20 protein-coding genes and 1 pseudogene are annotated in these 19101 nt (G+C 65.9%); 14 read left to right on the top strand and 7 right to left on the bottom strand.

Annotated features, from left to right (window positions below; genetic code table 11):
• The first annotated feature begins 2 nt into the window (after positions 1 to 2).
• Entirely contained in the window at positions 3 to 719 is a 717-nt protein-coding gene (locus tag ACR65K_RS14735; protein WP_440153638.1) for an ankyrin repeat domain-containing protein, read from the top strand.
• Positions 720 to 839: 120 nt separating this feature from the next.
• Here the strand turns inward: ACR65K_RS14735 and ACR65K_RS14730 are convergent, their stop codons facing one another.
• From ACR65K_RS14730 to ACR65K_RS14715, 4 genes are read right to left on the bottom strand one after another with little or no spacing between them, the layout of a single operon-like run.
• On the bottom strand, positions 840 to 2033 hold the full coding sequence (locus ACR65K_RS14730) for an acetyl-CoA acetyltransferase (RefSeq protein ID WP_440153636.1): 1194 nt from the start codon (positions 2031 to 2033) through the stop codon (positions 840 to 842).
• A complete protein-coding gene (locus ACR65K_RS14725; RefSeq protein ID WP_440153635.1) occupies positions 2030 to 2701 on the bottom strand; it encodes a CoA transferase subunit B in 672 nt (223 codons plus the stop codon). The genes ACR65K_RS14730 and ACR65K_RS14725 overlap by 4 nt, the downstream gene beginning before the upstream one ends.
• A gap of 30 nt (positions 2702 to 2731) precedes the next feature.
• Positions 2732 to 4171, bottom strand: coding sequence for a short-chain fatty acid transporter (locus ACR65K_RS14720; RefSeq protein ID WP_440153634.1), 1440 nt, complete (start codon positions 4169 to 4171; stop codon positions 2732 to 2734).
• 59 nt (positions 4172 to 4230) lie between these two features.
• Positions 4231 to 4947: a CoA transferase subunit A gene (locus ACR65K_RS14715; RefSeq protein ID WP_440153632.1), complete on the bottom strand. Its 717-nt coding sequence runs from the start codon at positions 4945 to 4947 to the stop codon at positions 4231 to 4233.
• A gap of 164 nt (positions 4948 to 5111) precedes the next feature.
• Here ACR65K_RS14715 and ACR65K_RS14710 point away from each other — a divergent pair, with 164 nt between their 5' ends.
• Positions 5112 to 5906: an IclR family transcriptional regulator gene (locus ACR65K_RS14710; protein WP_440153631.1), complete on the top strand. Its 795-nt coding sequence runs from the start codon at positions 5112 to 5114 to the stop codon at positions 5904 to 5906.
• A 100-nt stretch (positions 5907 to 6006) separates the two neighbouring features.
• Here ACR65K_RS14710 and nadE read toward each other — a convergent pair whose 3' ends face one another.
• A complete protein-coding gene (gene nadE, locus ACR65K_RS14705) occupies positions 6007 to 6861 on the bottom strand; it encodes an NAD(+) synthase (RefSeq protein WP_440153630.1) in 855 nt (284 codons plus the stop codon).
• 75 nt (positions 6862 to 6936) lie between these two features.
• On the opposite strand from nadE, the pseudogene ACR65K_RS14700 reads away from it, so the two are divergent.
• From ACR65K_RS14700 to ACR65K_RS14680, 5 genes and pseudogenes are all read left to right on the top strand, one after another.
• Positions 6937 to 8184: pseudogene (locus ACR65K_RS14700) on the top strand (FAD-dependent oxidoreductase); the annotation flags it as partial.
• A 48-nt stretch (positions 8185 to 8232) separates the two neighbouring features.
• Positions 8233 to 8817, top strand: coding sequence for an orotate phosphoribosyltransferase (gene pyrE, locus ACR65K_RS14695; protein ID WP_440153715.1), 585 nt, complete (start codon positions 8233 to 8235; stop codon positions 8815 to 8817).
• Between the two features lie 137 nt (positions 8818 to 8954).
• Complete coding sequence (locus ACR65K_RS14690; RefSeq protein ID WP_235565218.1) at positions 8955 to 9701, top strand: GAF and ANTAR domain-containing protein; 747 nt, start codon at positions 8955 to 8957, stop codon at positions 9699 to 9701.
• Between the two features lie 82 nt (positions 9702 to 9783).
• Positions 9784 to 10401, top strand: a complete 618-nt coding sequence (locus ACR65K_RS14685) for a hypothetical protein (protein ID WP_056337155.1) — start codon at positions 9784 to 9786, stop codon at positions 10399 to 10401.
• 69 nt (positions 10402 to 10470) lie between these two features.
• Positions 10471 to 11511 (top strand): thioesterase domain-containing protein, encoded by a 1041-nt coding sequence (locus ACR65K_RS14680; RefSeq protein ID WP_440153628.1) that lies wholly within the window; start codon positions 10471 to 10473, stop codon positions 11509 to 11511.
• On the opposite strand, the gene ACR65K_RS14675 is transcribed toward ACR65K_RS14680, so the two are convergent.
• Complete coding sequence (locus ACR65K_RS14675) at positions 11508 to 12347, bottom strand: HAD-IIA family hydrolase (RefSeq protein WP_056337160.1); 840 nt, start codon at positions 12345 to 12347, stop codon at positions 11508 to 11510. The genes ACR65K_RS14680 and ACR65K_RS14675 overlap by 4 nt on opposite strands.
• 40 nt (positions 12348 to 12387) lie before the next feature.
• Between ACR65K_RS14675 and ACR65K_RS14670 the strand changes: the two genes are divergently transcribed.
• The 3 genes from ACR65K_RS14670 (at position 12388) to ACR65K_RS14660 (ending at position 14630) form a co-directional block, all read left to right on the top strand.
• Positions 12388 to 13062 carry a TrmH family RNA methyltransferase gene (locus tag ACR65K_RS14670; protein WP_440153627.1) on the top strand — a complete coding sequence of 225 codons (675 nt, stop codon included), beginning with the start codon at positions 12388 to 12390 and terminating at the stop codon, positions 13060 to 13062.
• Between the two features lie 122 nt (positions 13063 to 13184).
• Positions 13185 to 14204, top strand: a complete 1020-nt coding sequence (fbaA, locus tag ACR65K_RS14665) for a class II fructose-bisphosphate aldolase (RefSeq protein WP_440153626.1) — start codon at positions 13185 to 13187, stop codon at positions 14202 to 14204.
• Entirely contained in the window at positions 14205 to 14630 is a 426-nt protein-coding gene (locus tag ACR65K_RS14660; RefSeq protein WP_440153624.1) for a DUF3151 domain-containing protein, read from the top strand. It abuts the gene before it with no gap.
• Positions 14631 to 14716: 86 nt separating this feature from the next.
• Here the strand turns inward: ACR65K_RS14660 and ACR65K_RS14655 are convergent, their stop codons facing one another.
• Positions 14717 to 15346: a uracil-DNA glycosylase family protein gene (locus tag ACR65K_RS14655; RefSeq protein WP_440153623.1), complete on the bottom strand. Its 630-nt coding sequence runs from the start codon at positions 15344 to 15346 to the stop codon at positions 14717 to 14719.
• Positions 15347 to 15673: 327 nt separating this feature from the next.
• On the opposite strand from ACR65K_RS14655, the gene ACR65K_RS14650 reads away from it, so the two are divergent.
• The 4 genes from ACR65K_RS14650 to ACR65K_RS14635 all read left to right on the top strand — a co-directional run bounded on the left by ACR65K_RS14650 (position 15674) and on the right by ACR65K_RS14635 (position 19033).
• Positions 15674 to 16729: a M14 family zinc carboxypeptidase gene (locus ACR65K_RS14650; protein WP_440153622.1), complete on the top strand. Its 1056-nt coding sequence runs from the start codon at positions 15674 to 15676 to the stop codon at positions 16727 to 16729.
• A 236-nt stretch (positions 16730 to 16965) separates the two neighbouring features.
• Entirely contained in the window at positions 16966 to 18255 is a 1290-nt protein-coding gene (locus tag ACR65K_RS14645) for an adenylosuccinate synthase (RefSeq protein ID WP_056337478.1), read from the top strand.
• Between the two features lie 185 nt (positions 18256 to 18440).
• On the top strand, positions 18441 to 18812 hold the full coding sequence (locus ACR65K_RS14640) for a YegP family protein (protein ID WP_440153621.1): 372 nt from the start codon (positions 18441 to 18443) through the stop codon (positions 18810 to 18812).
• Positions 18813 to 18865: 53 nt separating this feature from the next.
• Positions 18866 to 19033 (top strand): hypothetical protein, encoded by a 168-nt coding sequence (locus tag ACR65K_RS14635; RefSeq protein WP_440153619.1) that lies wholly within the window; start codon positions 18866 to 18868, stop codon positions 19031 to 19033.
• The last annotated feature ends 68 nt before the right edge of the window (positions 19034 to 19101 follow it).

The raw sequence follows: 19101 nt of genomic DNA, 5'->3' as shown, positions 1-19101 counted from the left end.
TTATGGGGCGGAACCGCACCGGGGCATTGCTCATTACCGGCATGGGCCTGGCCATGTTCCTGGCCGGCTGCCAGGCCAGCCCCGGTGAACCTCAAGAAGTAGACTCTCCGCCATCCGTTGTCTCTGTAAGTCCCGGCGGCCCGGGCACCGCCGTGCCATCTCGTGACGGCACTTCCCCGACGTCGGCTCCCGCCACCTCCGCTGCTGCCCTTTCAACCGCTGAGCAGTCGCAGCTCGACCAGGAGTTGATTGCTGCCGCGAAAGCCAACAATGCGCCCTTGGTAGCCCAACTCATCAGCCGCGGAGGGGACGTCAACGCCAAGGACTCCATCCAGGATTCGGCATTCCTGTATGCGGGTGCCGAGGGCTTCAATGAGGTGCTGCAGCTGACCCTGGCGGCCGGGGCGGACGTGGCCGCAACCAACCGCTACGGCGGCACTGCCCTGATCCCCGCCAGCGAGCACGGGCACGTGGAGACGGTCAGGATGCTCATTGCGGCCGGCGTCCCCGTCAACCACGTGAACAACCTGGGGTGGACCGCCATGCAGGAGGCGGTGCTGCTCAACAACGGCGGCCCCCGGCAGCAGGAGGTAGTTCGGCTCCTCCTGGAAGCCGGGGCGGACCCTGCCATCCGCGATCCGGAAGGGCGGACCGCTCTGCAGAACGCGGAGCGGCTCGGTTTCAAGGAGCTCGCGGCGGTGATCCGGGGCGCTGCCTAACCTATCCGGGCCCCACTGGCCGTCGTGGGGCACTTTGGCACGGACACGCCGTCGTTATTGCCGGGAAGGGCCGCCGGCGGCGTCAAAGTGCCCCACGATGGCGGGCCCCACCGCAGGATGCTAGACGGCTTCGAGGATGCTCACGTAGTTGGCGATGCCCACGCCGCCCATGTTTTGGACGGCAGCCCGGCGCGGGGCGGCCAGCTGCATGTCCCCGGCTGTCCCGGTCAGCTGCATGGCTGCCAGGACGTGCTGGGAAACACCGGTGGCACCCACGGGGTGGCCCTTGGACTTAAGGCCGCCGGAGACGTTGATGGGCAGCTTGCCGTCCCTGAAGACCCAGCCTTCCTTCAGCGCGCGGGAGCCCTGGCCGGGTTCGGTCAGGCCCATGGCCTCGTACATGAGCAGTTCGGCGATGGTGAAGCAGTCGTGCACCTCGGCGAAGTCCAGGTCTTCCAGCCCGACGCCGGCCATCGCCAGGGCGCGCTGCCACGAGACGCGGGTGGCTTCGAAGGCGGTGGGGTCGCGGCGTGCGGCGGGGAAGAAATCGTTGGCCTGGCCGAAGCCGGCAAGCCGAACGGGGGCCGTGGCGCCGCCGGTGGGTGAAACGGACAGCACGACGGCGGCCGCTCCGTCGGAGACAGGGGAACAGTCCGTGCGGCGCAGGGGATCGGCCACCATCGGGTTCTTGTCTGAAACGGTTTGGCAGAACTCCTCGCCGAGGTCCTTGCGGAGCTGGGCGTACGGGTTGTCCACACCGTTGCGGTGGTTCTTCGCCGCGATGGTGCCCAGGACGTCGCCCAGGTTCCCGTCGGCGTCGTAGCGTTTGGCGTAGTGCTTCGCGACCTCGGCGAAGAGCCCGGTGAAGCCGGTGGTGGAAGGCTTGCCGGCCATGTCATAGTCCGCGCCCAGCAGTCCGGCGCCCACCACATCCGCTCCCGCGTGGGTCATCTTCTCGGCGCCGATCACCAGGACAGTCCTGGCGGTGCCGGCCAGCAGTGATTTGGTGCCCTGCTGGAAGGCGGCCGAACCGGAGGCGCAGGCGTTCTCCACACGGGTGGCCGGGACATTGGCCAGATCGGGCGAGACCTGCAGGGCCAGCGAGGACGGGAAGGCCAGCGGCATCATGCCGGAGTTGAACTGGCCCACATAGACCTCGTCGATCTGGCCCGGTTCGATGCCTGCGCCACTGATGGCGTCCGTGGCAACCTGCACGATCAGGGATTCCAGGGTATCGTCGCTGAGTTTCCCGAATTTGCTGTGCCCCCAGCCGGTGATCAGGACGTCCTTGCCGAACTGTTCCTTGAGGCTCATGCCGCCACTTCCTCGTTCTCAAGGCGGACCTCGAAGTCCGCCTCCGTCTTCTCCCGGATCTCCTCCACCGTGACCCCTGGCGCCAGGCGGGCCAGCGTGAGTTGCCGCCCGCCGTCGTCGTCCTTCACCAGGTCAAAGACCGCGAGGTCGCTGATGATCCGGTCCACGCAGCTGAGCCCTGTCAAAGGCAGCGTGCATTCGCGCACGATCTTGGCCGTGCCGTCCTTGGCGTTGTGCTCCGTGAGGACCACCACGCGCGGGGTTCCGGCCACCAGGTCCATGGCGCCACCCATGCCCTTGACCATCTTGCCCGGGATGGTCCAGTTGGCCAGGTCGCCGTTGCCGGACACCTGCATGGCGCCGAGGATGGCCACCTTGACGTGCCCGCCGCGAATCATCCCGAAGGAAGTGGCGGAGTCGAAAATACTTCCGCCGGGCAGCACCGTGACGGTCTGCTTGCCGGCATTGATGAGGTCAGCGTCCTCCTCGCCCTCGTACGGGAACGGACCCATGCCCAGCAGCCCGTTCTCGCTCTGCAGGACCACCCGCACGCCCTCGGGCAGGTTATTGGCCACCAGCGTGGGGATGCCGATCCCCAGGTTCACGTAGTCGCCGTCGTTCAATTCTTCGGCCGCGATCGCAGCCATTTCATCCCTGGTCCATCCCATGGGGTTCTCCTTAAGTGGTCTTGGCTCTACTTAGTTGGGTATTACCGGCGGCACGAAATCGAACGTCATCCCCAGCAGCCAGGCGAGCAGCAGCACCACCGGCAGGTGGAACAGGAACTGCTGGAACGTGAAGCCCACCAGGTCCCTGGCGCGCAGGCCCAGGACGGCCAGCAGCGGCAGCATGAAGAACGGGTTGATGAGGTTGGGCAGGGCCTCGGCCATGTTGTAGATCTGCACGGTCCAGCCCAGGTTCATGTTCACGTCGGTGGCTGACTGCATGACGTATGGCGCCTCCACCAGCCACTTTCCGCCGCCGGAGGGCACGAACATCCCAAGGAGCGCTGTGTAGATGGCGATGATGACTGCGAACGCCCCGTTGCCGCCGATGCTGGTGAAGAAGTGTGCCAGGTGCTCGGAGACCGAGAGCCCGCCCGCGCCGGTGGCCTTGGTAAGGATGGCCGCCATCGCGGCATAGAGCGGGAACTGGACCAAAATTCCTGCCGTGGCGGGTACAGCCTTGGTCACGGACTGGAGGAACTTGCGCGGGGTTCCATGCAGCACCAGCCCCAGCATCAGGAACACCAGCAGGTACCCGTTCAGCGAGCTGACCACGCTCAGGATGGGCAGGGTCAGCAGCTGCGACACCAGCCAGCCCAGGGTCAGTACCCCGGCCAGGATGGGCAGGACCCTGCTGTATTCGAGCCACTCGCCGGGCCGCGACTTTTCGGCCGGCGGCTCGGGCTGGTCATCAAGGTCGACGCCGAGATCGGCCGCGGTTTTGACGGCACCGCCGGTGGGGGCTGAGAAGTGGGCGATGACGGTGGTCAGCAGCATCAGGATGACCAGGGTCAGCAGGGACTGCCAGGTGAAAATGGTGGTGCCGAAGTCCAGGACGCCGGTGATCTTCAGCAGCGCCGGGGGGATGGAGGCCTTTGTCGCCTGGAGCTGGGCCGCGGAGGAGGACATGCCCAAAGCCCAGACTGCGCCCAGCCCCATGAAGGCAGCCGCGCCCAGAGCCCGGTAGTCGACGTGCAGGTCCGCCCGGCGGGCCACAGCGCGCGCCAGGAGCCCGCCGAAGATCAGGCTCAGGCCCCAGTTCACGAACGACACCGACATGGACAGCACGGCCACGAAGCTGACAGCGGTGCGGGCGGAGTTTGGCACCTGTGCCAGCCGGTCAATCAGCCGGGCCACGGGCGGCGAGGTTGCCACGACGTAGCCGGTCAGCACCACCATGGCCATCTGCAGGGTGAAGGCGGTGAGGTCCCAGAAGCCGTTGCCGAACGAATCCACCACTGCCTTGGGCGAGGCGCCGATGGCCAAGGCTGCGACGGCCACCAGCAGCACGCCCGCCAGGGCAAAAATGTACGCGTCCGGGAACCACTTCTGCGTCCATCCGGCCAACTTTTCAGCCATCAGGGCCAAACCCTTCTGGCGGACGTCCTGGTGGTTGAACTGCGTAGTGGTCATTGCGGCGTTTCTCTCCATTGAGTGATGTTCTTCCGGGGGTGGGGTGGACGGCGCGGCGGTCAGGCGGAGACCAGGCCGGCGCGCTGCCGGACGGTCCGCTGCTCGATGTCCTTGACCCGGTCCGTGGCCTGCACCAGCCGCTGGACAAAAACGCCGGGGGTCACAATGTGGTTCGGGTCCAGGTGGCCGGGCTCCACGATCACTTCCGCCTCTGCGATGGTCAGTTTGCCGGCGGTGGCCACCACGGGGTTGAAGTTCCGGGCGGTGTAGCGGTAAATGAGGTTGCCATCCGTGTCAGCGGTGTGCGCGTGGACCAGCGCGACGTCGGCCCTGATGGCACGTTCCTGGACGTACGTTTCGCCGTCGAACACTTCGTGTGGCTTGCCGTCGGCAACCAGGGTGCCCACCCCGGTCTTGGTGTAGAAGGCCGGGATGCCGGCGCCGCCGGCGCGGAGCCGCTCAGCCAGGGTGCCCTGCGGGGTGAATTCCACCTCAAGCCTCCCGGCAAGGTACTGCTCGGCGAACAGCTTGTTTTCGCCCACGTAGGACGCAATGACTTTGCGGACCTGGCCTGCCTCGATCAGGATGCCCAGCCCCTTGCCGTCCACGCCCATGTTGTTGGACACCACGGTGAGGTCGCGGACGCCCGAATCACGGACAGCTTCAATCAGGTCGGCAGGAATGCCGCTCAGGCCAAAGCCTCCTACAGCGAGGGTCATGCCGTCCTGCAGTGCCCCTTCCAGGGCGCCGGCGGCAGAAGCCTGGAGTTTCTTCATGTCGTCTCCTCATTGAGCGCGGCGGTGTCCACTAAGTGGATACCGGGGATCTGAGTTTGGAGACTACGGGCCGGCCAGCGGGCCTGTCAAGGATCGACGATGGCGCATTTACAGTGTGGACAGTAGCATTGCACCTATCCATAATGTGGACATTAGGAGGGTTTATGTCGGTCATGCCGGTGCAGGGAGCGCAGGTGGTGACGCGGATCGCCGGGCTGATGAGGCTGGTCGGCCGGAGCGCGGAGGGGATGCCGCTGGTGGACCTCGTGCGCGAATCGGGCCTCACGCGTCCCACCGTCCACCGGCTCCTGACATCCCTTGCCGCGGAAGGTTTGCTGGACCATGATCCCGTCACGGGCAACTGGGTGCTGGGCCCGGAAATCCTGCTCATGGGCTCGGTCGCCTCGGCGCGGTTCCCCATGGAGGACATCGCCCGGCCCAGCCTCCGCCGGCTGGCGCAGGCCACCGGCGAGAGCGCTTTCTTCTCCATCCGCCGTGGCGGCGGGACGGTCTGCCTGCTGCGTGAGGAGGGGAGCTTTCCGGTCCGGTCCTTCGTCCTGCACGAGGGTGTCCGGTTCCCGCTGGGAGTCGCATCGGCCGGGACGGCCATCATGGCCTTCCTTCCCGAAAGCGAGCAGGAGGAGTTGCTGGACCGCTGGGGCGAACACGCAGGCGAGTTTGCCGGGAACCACACGCCCGAACTGGTGCGGGAGAACCTGGCCCGCACCCGGCTGGCCGGCTATTCGGTGAACCCCGGGCTGGTCCTGGAGGGAAGCTGGGGGATGGGTGCCGCGGTGTTCGACCGCTCCGGGAAACCTGCCTGGGCGCTGTCGTTGACGGGCATTGAGCCGCGCTTCAAGCCGGAACGGCAGGAGGAACTGGGTGGCCTCCTGATGGCGGAGGCGCACCGGATCACGCAGCAGCTTGGCGGGGGCGGCGGTGGCCGGCGCGCCCGCTGAGTCTCTACGGCAAAGGCGGGGAACGACGACGGCGGGCGGCGCCTTTTGCGGTGCCGTCCGCCGTCGTGCTCCCCAAGGGTGGGAAAGTCAGCGAGGCTGCCTAGAGTCCGGCGCGGGGCTCCTCCGGGCCCTCGTGCTTCCACCAGGTGTCGAAGATGGTCACCGGCACGGTGCGCTTGTGGCGGGTCCGGAGGTATTTCTGCTCGATCGATTCGGCAACCGCGTCCGGAACCTCCCGGCCTTCGAGGTAGTCGTCGATCTGGTCGTAGCTGAGGCCCAGCTCGTCCTCGTCCGTGCGGCCGGGCCGGTCATCGAGCAGGTCGGCGGTGGGCACCTTCTCCCAGACGCGGGCGGGTGCACCCAGTTCAGCCAGGAGGGCCCGGTTCTGCCGCTTGTTGAGGCCGAACAGGGGCAGGATGTCCGCGCCGCCATCGCCGTACTTGGTGAAGAAGCCGGTGACGGACTCGGCGCCATGGTCGGTGCCGAGCACCAAGTAGTTGAATTCGCCGGCCAATGCATACTGGGCGATCATGCGGGTGCGTGCCTTGGTGTTGCCTTTGTGGAAGTCGGAGATCTCCGAGCCCACGGTTTTTTCGAACTCGTCTTCAAAACCGTCCACTGCGGCGGAAATGTTGAACGTCCATTCCGTCTTGGCCTTGATGAAGTCCAATGCGGCCTGGGCGTCCTCCTCGTCATGCTGCACGCCGTACGGCAGGCGGACGGCCACGAAATTGGCCTCCACGCCATCGGCCTCAAGCTCATCCACCGCCAGCTGTGCCAGCTTTCCGGCCAGGGAGGAGTCCAGGCCGCCGGAGATGCCCAGGACAAACCCCTTGGTGTGGGTTGCCTTCAGGTATTCCTTGAGGAACGTGACGCGTTTGCGCACCTCCCCTGCGGGATCGATCCGGGGCTGAACGCCCATTTCTTCAATGATCTTGGCCTGGAGTTCGCGCATGTGGTCCAGACTAGCCAGCGCAGTCAACAACCCTCAACTGTTCCGGGCGGCCCGTCCGGGGCGTAGCGTGAACGCATGGAGCGAACGGGGTGTGCCGTGGTGGGCGGGGGCCCTGCGGGAATGATGCTGGGGCTGTTGCTGGCGCGGGCCGGGGTGCACGTGACGGTGCTGGAGAAGCACCGGGACTTCCTGCGCGATTTCCGCGGCGACACGGTGCATGCCTCCACCATCCGCCTGATCGACGAACTTGGCCTGGGCACCGGGTTCCGCAGCCTGCCGCAAAGCCGGCTGACCAACGTGGCCGTACCGGTCCCGGGGACCGGGCTGGTCACCCTGGCAGCCTTCGACGCTTTGAAACCCCCGTACAACTACGTGGTCATGATGCCCCAATGGGACTTCCTGGATTTCCTCGCCTCCGCTGCCGCTGCGGAACCGACGTTCACGCTCCTCATGGAGAGCGGGGCCACCGGCCTGGAGTTCGACGGCGGCCGGGTCACCGGCGTGCGCTACCGGGACGCCGGCGGGGCCGAACACGTCCTCTCCGCAGACGTTGTGGTGGCCGCGGACGGCCGCCACTCAGTGCTGCGCCAGGCGGCGGGAATGCGCGCCCGGGAGTTTCCGGTGCCGTTCGACACCTGGTGGTTCAAGCTCCCGCGCCGCGCTTCCGAGCAGGGCGAAGTGGCGGGTGTGGTGCCCTCACTGGGCCACCGGGATGCCATGATTGCCCTCAATCGCACCGATTACTACCAGCTGGGCTACCTCGCTCCCAAGGGCTCGGATGCCAGGATCAGGGCCGGCGGCGTGGAGCGGTTCCGGCAGCGCGTGGCGGCCCTTCGCCCGGACCTCGCCGACCGCGTTGATTCGATCCGCAGCCTGGATGACCTGCATTGGCTGGACGTTAAACTGAACCGCCTGCGGCGCTGGTACACCGACGGTTTCCTGTGCATCGGGGACGCCGCCCATGCCATGTCACCGGCCGGGGGAGTGGGCATCAACCTGGCCATCCAGGACGCGGTGGCGGCCGCGGAACGGCTTGCACCGGATCTGCGTAGGGGCCAGGTGCGGACCCGGACCCTTGCAGCGATCCAGCGCCGCCGCAGCATGCCCACGGTGATGGTGCAGGCCGTGCAGCGCATCATGCACCGGGTGGTGTTCGTTCCGCTCTTCGCCGGGAGATTGTCCGGGGATGTCCTGGCCCGGGATCGTGCCCGCGCCGGGCTCTCCATCCAGCGGCTGGCCTTCTTCATCCTGCGCCACAACCCGGTGGTCAAGCGTGTCCTGCCGCGCGTCATCGCCTTCGGGCCGCGCCCCGAACATGCACCCGGCTTTGCCCGCCCGCTCACCGTCAGCCCAGCCACTAAACTTGAGCCCATGACTTCGCCCACTGACACTGCGGTCGACACCGCAGCTGCCCGCGCCCGCCTGCTCGAACTCATCAAGGAACTCGCCGTGGTCCGCGGCAAGGTGATCCTCTCGAGCGGAGCTGAGGCTGACTACTACATCGACCTGCGCCGCATCACCCTGCACCACGAGGCGTCCAAGCTGGTGGGGCAGGTAATGCTCGCACTGGCGGACGACGCCGGGATCGACTTTGAGTGCGCGGGCGGACTGACCATGGGCGCCGACCCCGTTGGCACCGCCGTGATGCATGCTGCCGCTGATACCGGCCGGGCCGTTGACGCGTTCGTGGTCCGCAAGGCCCAGAAGTCTTACGGCATGGGCCGCCAGGTGGAGGGCCCTTCGGTCGAGGGGCGCAAGGTCCTGGTCCTTGAGGACACCTCCACGACCGGTGGGTCGGCGCTGACCGCAGTGGAAGGCGTCCGGAAAGCCGGCGGCAACGTTGTGGCGGTGGCCGTGATCGTGGACCGGGATACCGGTGCCAAGGAAAAAATCGAAGCGGAAACAGGCGTTCCTTATCTGTTCGCTTTCGGCAAGGATGAGCTGGGGCTGGCGTAGTCCTGCAGCGCCCCGGGTGAGAGCCCGGGGCGGCAAGCGGACCGCAGTTGGCTGGGCTGTTGGCGCTGTTTTATGATATGCGGTAACACTTTTTAGTTGCTTGGAGACCACGCACCTTGCTCCCCCCACAACAGCCTTTGAGCGCAACCGACCAGGTCCAGAACCTCATCCTGGAAAGCGCTGACTTCGAGGACTTCCTCAACGAACTGGCCCGTTTCTCCGCCCACCAGATGGCCGGCGACGGCGACGACGCCCTGTGCGGCATCACCCTGCTGCGCGACCGCAAGGCGGCCACCATCGGCTGGAGCAGCGACTCCGCCCGGGAAGTGGACGAAATCCAGTATTCGCTGTCCCAGGGCCCCTGCCTTACGGCCGCTGAGGAGGAACGTGAAGTCCACGTTCCCGACCTCCTGGAGGAGAACCGGTGGGGGCCCGATTACGCCACGGCCGTGGCGTCCCACGGGCTGCGCTCGGTGCTCTCCCTCCCGTTCACCCTGCAGGGCGAGGCCAAGGCGGCCCTGAACCTCTATTCCGATGTTCCCCGTAAATTCGAGGGGAATGCCGCGGCCAGGGCACGGGACTTCACCCGCGAGATTTCACAGGCCCTGCGCCTTGCCGTCCGGTTCTCACTGCATGCGGACAGCGCGTCAAACCTCCGGGCCACCCTGGAGTCCCGCACCATCATCGACATCGCCGTTGGCATTGTCATGGCCCAAAACCGCTGCAGCCAGCAGGCTGCCGTCCAAATCCTCACCGAGGCGTCCAGCAACAGCAACACCAAGCTGCGGGACATCGCCAAAACCCTGGTGGATTCGGTGGGCGGCACCGGTGCCCGGACGCACTACGAGGAACCGGGCAAGGTAAGCCAAGGCGTGCGCTCCTAAGGGACGGGTTGTGCGAGGGCTCCCGTGAAGGTTACGCTTGCGGAGGTTGAGCCGTCGGCCATAGACCTCTTTTGGAGTACCTATGGACCGAGCATTAGAAGCAGTTGTTAACTTTGATGTCCCCGCAGACGTCGTCCGGATTGAAGTCCGGGGCAGCCTGACGTGCGGTTCCCGCCCCCACCTGATCCACATCATCCGCCGTGTCCGGCGGATGGGCATCCGCTGCCACATATGCGTCGACCTGTCACAGGCCGGGCTTGTGGAGTCCACCGCCCTGGCTGGACTGCGCAGTGACCTGAACGTGCTGGACGCCAACACCCTGGCCGGTAGCGGCGCCGGGGTTTCCCTCCAGCTGACACCCCTTGCACGCACCGCTTCCCCGGGCGGTCCCTCCAGTGACCAGCCGCTGCCCATGGACGATGACATCAGGGAACTGTTCCCTGGCGGCCGCTTCGCCGGGGAATATCCGCACCTGCCCGTCATGTGGATCGAGGAGCTGTACGGCCGGCCACTCACGGAATACTCGAACGACGAGCTCCTTGCGGCCAGTGACGCGCTCTTCGCTCTGCTCGACAGTCCGCAGACGCAGGACAGCGCGGACCTGCTGGGCCGCTACAACGACATCGGGCTGGAAATCCACCGCCGCCAGCAGGAACCGTCGGCCCCCCTCCCCGCCACGGAAGGCCAGGCCGCCAGCTGACCCCTGCGTCACCCAACGGTTACAGCCGCCCGTTGCGGAGGCACGTTTGGCTGGGCTTACGGTAGGAGTGTGCCGTATGAGGGGGAGGTCAGTCCGCAGAGCCGGCGTGGGGTATCCGGTGCCCGGCTGCTGTCGGAGGCGGCTGCCCTTAAGCGCTTTTCGCGCCGCACCTTCCTGGCCAGCGCGGGGGCATCAGGCCTGCTCGCTGCCGACATGCTGGTGACCCGGGAGGTCCAGTCGCAGCGCCGGACCACCAGGATCCTCAGCGTTGCCGATGACTTCGCCGACGCCTACTACCCGGATGCCAGCTGGTTCCTGTTCCCGGGCTACAAAACCAGCTGGGAAGAGGCCCAATGGATCCTCAACACCATGCGTGGCGCGCTGAACAAGCGCGCCCGGCTCGCCGCCGTCGGGTATTCCAACCTGGGGCTGAATATCACCGAGGTGGTCAACGCGATCACCGATTACATCACCGCGGAGAAGATCACCAAACTGTTCTTTTACGGGCACAGCTTTGGGGGGATGCTCGCCACCCAGGTGGCAGCCCGGCTGCTTGCCCTGCGGGGAGTCCAGGTGCAGTTCATCCTCCTGGACTCCAGTCCCTACAGCGCCCACGATGTCCTGGACCAGAGCTGGTTCGACGGCGTGGTGTTCCTTTACGAGCGCGGCTTCAGGTTCCCGTCCACGCTGCGCGGCGGGTATGAGCTGGGCGAGCGCATTATCCACAAGGACGAACGGAGCTGGCGCCAGATCCTGGACCAGACGCTGGAGCAGCTGTCCCCGATCGCCCCTTCGAACGTGCTGGTCCAGACGGAGTCCGCATACATCTACCACTTCGAGGGACGCCAGTTCGCCGGGAAGCTGGGGACCGCAAAGATGGCCTATATCGGCAACCCCCGGGACAGGACCGTCGATTATGAAACCGCAGCGGAAACCTGGGCCGTGGTCTTCAAGGACAACATGGTCTCAAGCAACCTGCAGACCACCGGTGCGGCGCCGGCGCACGCCAGCCCCGGCTGGAATCCGCAGATCTACCGGCCCCTGGTGGCGGAACTGCTGGACGGATTCTTCCCGCTGCCCCGGGGCGGTTCCCGGGTGAGCATCTTCTAGATCTGGTTTTTCAGGTCCGCCACGGAGTTCAGCACCTGGTTGGGCCGGAACGGATAGGCGGCGATGTCGTCCTTGTGCGTAATGCCGCTCAGGACCAGAACGGTGTGCAGCCCGGCCTCCATGCCGGCAATGATGTCCGTGTCCATCCGGTCGCCGATCATGGCGGTGGTCTCGGAGTGCGCGTCGATCTGGTTCATGGCGGAACGGAACATCATGGGATTCGGCTTGCCCACAATGTATGGTTCGCGTCCGGTGGCCTTGGTGATCAGGGCCGCGATGGCTCCGGTGGCCGGCATGGGGCCATCCTTCGAGGGGCCGGTGGCGTCCGGGTTGGTGGCGATGAACCGGGCACCGGCAAGGATCAGGCGGATGGCCGTGGTGATGGCCTCAAAGGAGTACGTGCGCGTCTCACCAAGCACCACGAAGTCCGGGTTCTGGTCGGTGAGGATGAAGCCGGCCTCGTGCAGCGCCGTCGTCAACCCTGCCTCGCCGATGGTGTAGGCGCGGTTGCCGGACTCCGAGCGCACCTGGTCCTTGAGGAACTGGGCGGTGGCCAGGGCGGAGGTCCAGATGTTTTCTTCAGGAATCTCCAGGCCGGAAGACCGCAGCCGGGCGGCCAGGTCGCGCGGGGTGAAGATGGAGTTGTTGGTCAGCACCAGGAAGCGCTTGGACGTGTCCACCCACCGCTGGATCAGTTCCGCGGCGCCGGGGATGGGCTGGTTCTCGTGGACCAGGACGCCGTCCATGTCCGTCAGCCAGCATTCAATCTCCTGGCCGCTGCGGTAAACCGCGGGGTTTCCTGCTACCTGGTCTTCTTCTGCCACGACTACCTCCACCGGTGATGAATGCTCCAGTGGTCCAGTCTAGTGTTGAGGGGTGAACCAGACGCCCGGCCTGCCAGAGGAACCCCGCCACGAGCCCGGGGAGGCCGAACCCGCAAAGGCGGAGGTCGGCGTCGGGCCCTGGGAAGGGGAGCTGCCCCACGGCGACCACTGGGATCCCGACCTCCTTGCCGATGGCGACCGCCGCAATGTCCTGGACAAGTACCGCTACTGGAAGCACGAGGCGATCGTGGCGGAACTCGACTCCCGGCGGCACAACTTCCATGTGGCCATCGAGAACTGGCAGCACGACCTGAACATCGGCACGGTGGTGCGCACGGCCAACGCCTTCCTCGCCAAAGAGGTGCACATCATCGGCCGGCGGCGGTGGAACCGGCGCGGCGCCATGGTCACCGACCGCTACCAGCACGTCCGCCACCACCCCACTGTTGAGGACTTCGTCCAGTGGGCGCAGCGGGAGGGGCTGGCGATCATCGGCATCGACATTTTCCCGGATTCGGTCCCGCTGGAGACGTACGAACTGCCGCGAGACTGCGTGCTGGTCTTCGGGCAGGAGGGCCCCGGCCTGACCCCGGAAGTCCACCAGGCCGCCGTCGCCACCCTGTCCATCGAGCAGTTCGGTTCTACCCGCTCCATCAACGCCGCCTCCGCAGCCGCCATCGCCATGCACGCCTGGATCCGCCGGCACGTGTTCAACCAGCACGTCTGAGTGTTACCGGGCGGTGACCCGAAACACCCTCGCGGTCCGGGAATGGCTAGGATGGTGCCAAGCCGTAAGCGGTCTACTTGAGGGTCTTCCACCCACAGACGAAACTCAGCAGAGGAGCCAGCATGCCCATTGCAACCCCAGAGATCTACTCCGAAATGATCGACCGCGCGAAGGCGGGCGGCTTTGCATACCCGGCCGTGAACGTCACGTCCTCGCAGACGCTGAACGCAGCGCTCCGCGGTTTCGCCGAGGCGGAGTCCGACGGCATCGTCCAGGTTTCCACCGGCGGCGCCGCCTACTGGTCAGGCGCATCCACCAAGGACATGGTTGCCGGTTCCCTGGGCTTCGCAGCCTTCGCCCGCGAAGTGGCCAAGAACTACGGCGTCAACGTCGCCCTGCACACGGACCACTGCCCCAAGGACAAGCTGGACGGTTTCGTCCTGCCCCTGCTCGAGGCTTCCGAGGCTGAGGTCAAGGCCGGCCGCAACCCGCTGTTCAACTCCCACATGTGGGACGGCTCCGCAGAAACCCTGCAGGAGAACCTGCGCATCGCCCGCGACCTGCTGGCCCGCACTGCTGCCGCCAAGATGATCCTCGAGGTGGAGATCGGCACTGTTGGCGGCGAGGAAGACGGCGTCGAAAACGCCATCAACGACAAGCTGTACACGACGGTGGAAGACGCCCTGGCCACCATCGACGCCCTCGGGTCCGGCGAGAACGGCCGCTACATCACGGCCCTGACCTTCGGCAACGTCCATGGCGTCTACAAGCCCGGCGGCGTCAAGCTGCGCCCGGAGATCCTCAAGGACATCCAGGCGCAGGTGGGCTCGAAGATCGGCAAGGAGAACCCGTTCGACCTGGTCTTCCACGGCGGCTCCGGCTCCTCCGACCAGGAAATCGCCGACGCCGTCTCCTTCGGCGTGATCAAGATGAACATCGACACCGACACCCAGTACGCCTACACGCGTCCCGTGGCCGACCACATGTTCAAGAACTACGACGGCGTGCTGAAGGTGGACGGCGAAGTGGGCAACAAGAAGACCTACGACCCCCGCGTCTGGGGCGCTTCCGCCGAAGCCGGCCTGGCAGCCCGCGTGGTGGAAGCCACCAAGCAGCTCGGTTCGGCCGGAAAGACCTTCTAAATGTCGGACGAGTTCCGCCGGAACCTGATGGGGCCGGAGCCCACGCTCCTGCCCGCCGAAACAGAGGTGTACGGACAGCTTGAGGCCGGCCACGAGGCCCTGGACCTGGTGGCGCAGCACCCCACGTCCTCGCTCCTGTGGGCCGTCCTGGCCGAGGAGGCGTGGACGGAGGGCCGCACCATCGACTCCTACGCCTACGCCCGGGTGGGCTACCACCGCGGACTGGATGCGCTGCGCCGCAACGGCTGGCGCGGCGTGGGTCCCATCCCCTGGGAGCACGAGCCGAACCGCGGTTTCCTGCGGGCCCTCTACTCCCTGGGGAGGGCCTCGGCAGCCATCGGTGAGGCTGACGAGCCGGAGCGGATTGAGAAGTTCCTGAACGACTCCGACCCCACCGCAAAGGCAGCGATCGAGGGCAAATCCTAAAAGTTCCCAGGCTTAAACGGCCGACGGCGGGTGGCCACCTTTCCTGAAAAGGTGGCCACCCGCCGTCGGGCGTTAAAGTCCTTGGCTTAGGCTTTGGCGATACCCGTGCGGGCCATGGCGTCTGTGTATGCCGCGCGCATGTCCTCCAGGTACTCCTCCTGGCGCGCCGGGGAACCGGCGAAGGCGCGGCCGCTCAGGGAGCGGACCTTGTAGGTCTTCAGGCCGCGGCGCCAGAGGAGTGGCACTTCGGTCTTCAACAGGAGGTTGGCCAGGCGGTTGGCTTCAGTGCCGTGCGCCACGATCACCGAGGCGCGGGGGACCAGGGCCAGGAACTTGAGCAGGGGCTTCAGGCCTGCCTGGATCTGGTCCGGAGTGAACTTGCCGTTGGCTTCGCCTGGAACGTGCCAGGGGTGGACGTTCCACGGCATGACGAACTCGGGGCGCAGGCCCAGCTTCCACTGGATCCCCAGCATCCGGGTAGCGGCATCCTGGTCCCCGGCCGTGATGAACCCGGACGGATCCATCTCGCCAATGTTGGAGAACAGGCTGATGATGCGGGTTTCCTCCACGTCGTGCATGGGGTCCACGTAGGGCACCGCGGTTCCGGGCTTGGCCTCCTGCAGGGAATCGCACAGTTCGTTGACGGCGGCAACGCTGGGTTCGTAGCGGCGGCTCATGAGCTGTTCGTGGAATGTTTCGGGTGCCAGGGCTGTCATGAAGTGCTGGTTCTCCTGCGGGGATTGATATTGCTTCCACCGGTGAAAATGGGCGCACGGCGGCGCGGATCATCAACGGTGGTTAGTTGGGGTGGGCCGATTCCTGGTCGGCCTTTGCCAGTTTACCAAGCCCCGGGAAACGAAACGCCGGGCCCCTTCCGCCAATGGAAGCCACTGCCCGGTGTTTCCCCTGCGCAGGGGCGTACTTTCAGGTTTTGTCCAGCGTATTGACAGTTTTCGTTAGGCTTGCTTGGCTGGGTGTCACATCCCGCCGCCGCGACGAAGCGGCTGGGCGGTACCCGAAGCACTCGAAAGAGGTAACGCACTGTGACGAAATCCTTCAGGATCCTTGCCGCAACCGGAGCCCTGGCGCTCACCGTCGTGGCAGGACCGGCTCCGCTTGCCAATGCCGTGGGCGAAGGGCCCACCTACGACGGCAATGGCCAGATCACCACGTCGAAGCTGGCCACCTATGACCAGCTGGTCTCGTTCCTGAAGGACCAGGACGCGCGCCAGCCGGCCATGGAGCTGGAGGTCATCGGCCAGACCGTCAAGGGCCGCGATATCCACCTGGTCAAGTACATCTCCGATCCGGCCAAGCCCACCATCCTGTACCTCACCCAGCAGCACGGCAACGAACAGCTCACCACCGAAGGTGCCATGGAGTTCATCAAGCACCTGGGGACCGGAAAGTCTGCAGGCATTTTGGACGGCGTGAACATCCTGATCGTGCCCATGCTCAATGCGGACGGCGCCATGGGGGACGTCAACTTCTCCCTGGAGGACTATCTGGCCAAGGGGGACCGCCATCTCACCCGCTACAACGCGGAGGGTGTGGACCTGAACCGGGACCACGTGGCCAAGATCCAGCCGGAAACCCAGGCGCTGCACAACAACGTGATGCGCAAGTACCGCATCGACTACATGATCGACCTGCACCACCAGGGGACCCGGGCCGAGCGGGACGGGAAGCTGGTCTCCGGCTCCATCCTGTATCCCACCACCCCGAACGCCGACCCCGCCGTCGTGGAGAAATCAAAGCAGCTCGGCGCCGTGGTCTTCAACAACGTCGACTCCACCGGCTGGGGCCACCTGGGCAAGTACCAGGGCGGCAGCGCCGAGACCATCAGCCGCAACGGCCTTTCAGTGGAATATGGAATCGCCACCCTGCTCTTCGAGATGCGCGGCATGTCGGACCATTACCTGGACGGGTATGCGCTGGGGCAGCGGAGCAACGGCTACCTGATCCAGCAGACGGTCACCACACTGACCTCCACTGCCGCGGCCATTGCGGATGGATCCATTGCCGACGCCGACACGTCCTTCTGGGACACGCTTGCCGAACAGACGTCCCGGCCTGCAGGGGAAGCGGAAGACGAGTAACGGCCCGGTGCAGCCGCGGTCCTTTCTTCCGCAAGGGCCGCGGCGGGCCCCAACGGTGGACAAAGTGTCCCATCGGCTAAACTTGGGTGGTAAGAGCCCCGGAACTCTTGCTTCGCCGTGCCGCCCCGCGGACCAGCGAAGACCGGTCGATTCGGGGCATTCTCATGAACGGCGCTGCGCGGGCCCGCCACCAGGTGGCAGGACCCGGTCAGCCCGAACGAATGGGGGAGGATCCCATGCCAGCAATTGTGATCGTAGGAGCCCAGTGGGGCGACGAAGGAAAAGGCAAGGCCACCGATCTTCTGGGCGGCCGCGTTGACTACGTCGTCAAGCCCAACGGCGGCAATAACGCCGGGCACACCGTCGTCGTAGGCGGTGAAAAGTACGAACTCAAGCTGCTGCCGGCCGGCATCCTCAGCCCCAATGCTGTTCCCATCATCGGCAACGGCTGCGTGGTGAACCTCGAGGCACTCTTCCAGGAAATCGACGGGCTCCAGGCGCGCGGCGCCGACACCTCGAAGCTCCGGGTTTCCGCCAACGCCCACCTGGTGGCCCCGTACCACCAGGTCCTGGACAAGGTGACGGAGCGCTTCCTCGGCAGCCGGGCCATCGGAACCACCGGCCGCGGGATCGGCCCCGCCTACATGGACAAGGTGGCCCGCCTGGGCATCCGCGTCCAGGACGTCTTTGACGAATCCATCCTCCGCCAGAAGGTGGAAGGCTCGCTGCGCCAGAAGAACGAACTCCTGGTCAAGGTCTACAACCGCCGCGGCGTAGTGGTGGACGAGATCGTGGAGTACTTCCTGTCCTTCGCAGACCGGCTCCGTCCGCTGGTCATCGACAGCACCCTGGTCCTGAACACGGCCCTGGACGAGGGCAAGGTAGTGCTCATGGAAGGCGGCCAGGCGACGTTCCTGGACGTGGACCACGGCACCTACCCGTTCGTCACCTCCTCCAACCCCACCGCCGGCGGCGCGTCAGTGGGCTCCGGCATCGGCCCCACCCGCATTTCCCGCTCCATCGGCATCATCAAGGCCTACACCACCCGTGTTGGCGCCGGACCGTTTCCCACCGAACTTTTCGATGAGATGGGCGTCTACCTGCAGAAGACCGGCGGCGAATTCGGCGTCAACACCGGCCGCCCGCGCCGCTGCGGCTGGTACGACGCCGTCCTGGCCCGCCACGCTTCCCGCGTGAACGGCTTCACGGACTACTTCGTCACCAAGCTGGACGTGCTCACCGGCATCGAACAGATCCCCGTCTGCGTTGCCTACGACGTGGACGGCGTCCGGCACGACGAAATGCCCATGACGCAGACCGAGTTCCACCACGCCAAGCCCATCTTCGAGTACTTCGACGGCTGGACTGAGGACATCACCGGCGCCCGCACCCTGGCGGACCTGCCCGAGAACGCCCGGAACTACGTGCTGGCGCTGGAGAAGCTCTCCGGAACCCGCTTCTCCGCGATCGGCGTGGGCCCCGACCGGGACCAGACCATTGTGGTGAACGACCTCATCAACGACTGACACCCCAGGGCAGAATGACGACGACGGCAGGCCACTTTTTGCAGGTGGCCTGCCGTTTGCGCGTCCTGGCCTTTTCCTGCCGGGTGGAAAGCAATTTACACAGGCTTAACGCGCACGGTCTTGTGAGGCTGCAAGCGCACCGGTGAGACTCATTAGTACCCCCTGGTGCCCAAGGAAGGATCGTCATGGCCGGAAAATTTGAAGCATTCATCGACGCTGATTCGTTCTTCCGGTTCCGACTCCTGGCCCCGGATGGAACGGTGATGGCTGTCTCCGGGCCGTTCCAGGACAAGCAGGCCCTCGCTGCCGGAATCGCTGCCGTCCGGGAATGCGCCGGCACCGGCCTGGTCACCGATCTCTGTCCCGCTGCGGCCGGACCCCGTCCCGCAACCCTGCCCGTTGCGGCTGGTAACGCCGTTTCCGCTGAGCCGCCCGCCGCCGTCGTACCCGTGTGCGGCGACGAGCGCATGCCCGTCAGGTTGCACTCCATGGCGCTGGCAAAGGCGCCGCGCCGGCAGGCGGCACTGCCCCGGTGGACCAGGGCAGCTGCCCGCTGAGAGCTGCGAAACAAGCCAAAAAAAGTTTTTTGGTATCGCGTAACCCTTTCGGGGTGCGCAGCGATTACCCCTATGAAGTGCCGGTCTGGAACCTGTCCCCCATCACGTTCCAGACCGGCTCTTTTGTCTTTCCGCCCAAACGGCAGCACACGCTGGATCCTGCAGCGGCCCGCCAACCCGGCGCCGCGGCGGTGCCTGCAGCGGTAGTTACTGGAGGGTAAAGTAGGGGCAGCGTTCCCGATGTACTGAGCGCTGACCTTGCCAAATCCCTCTTTGACGGAAAGCACTA

Source organism: Arthrobacter sp. SAFR-179 (assembly GCF_059414945.1).
This window is presented reverse-complemented; position numbering and strand designations above follow the sequence as displayed.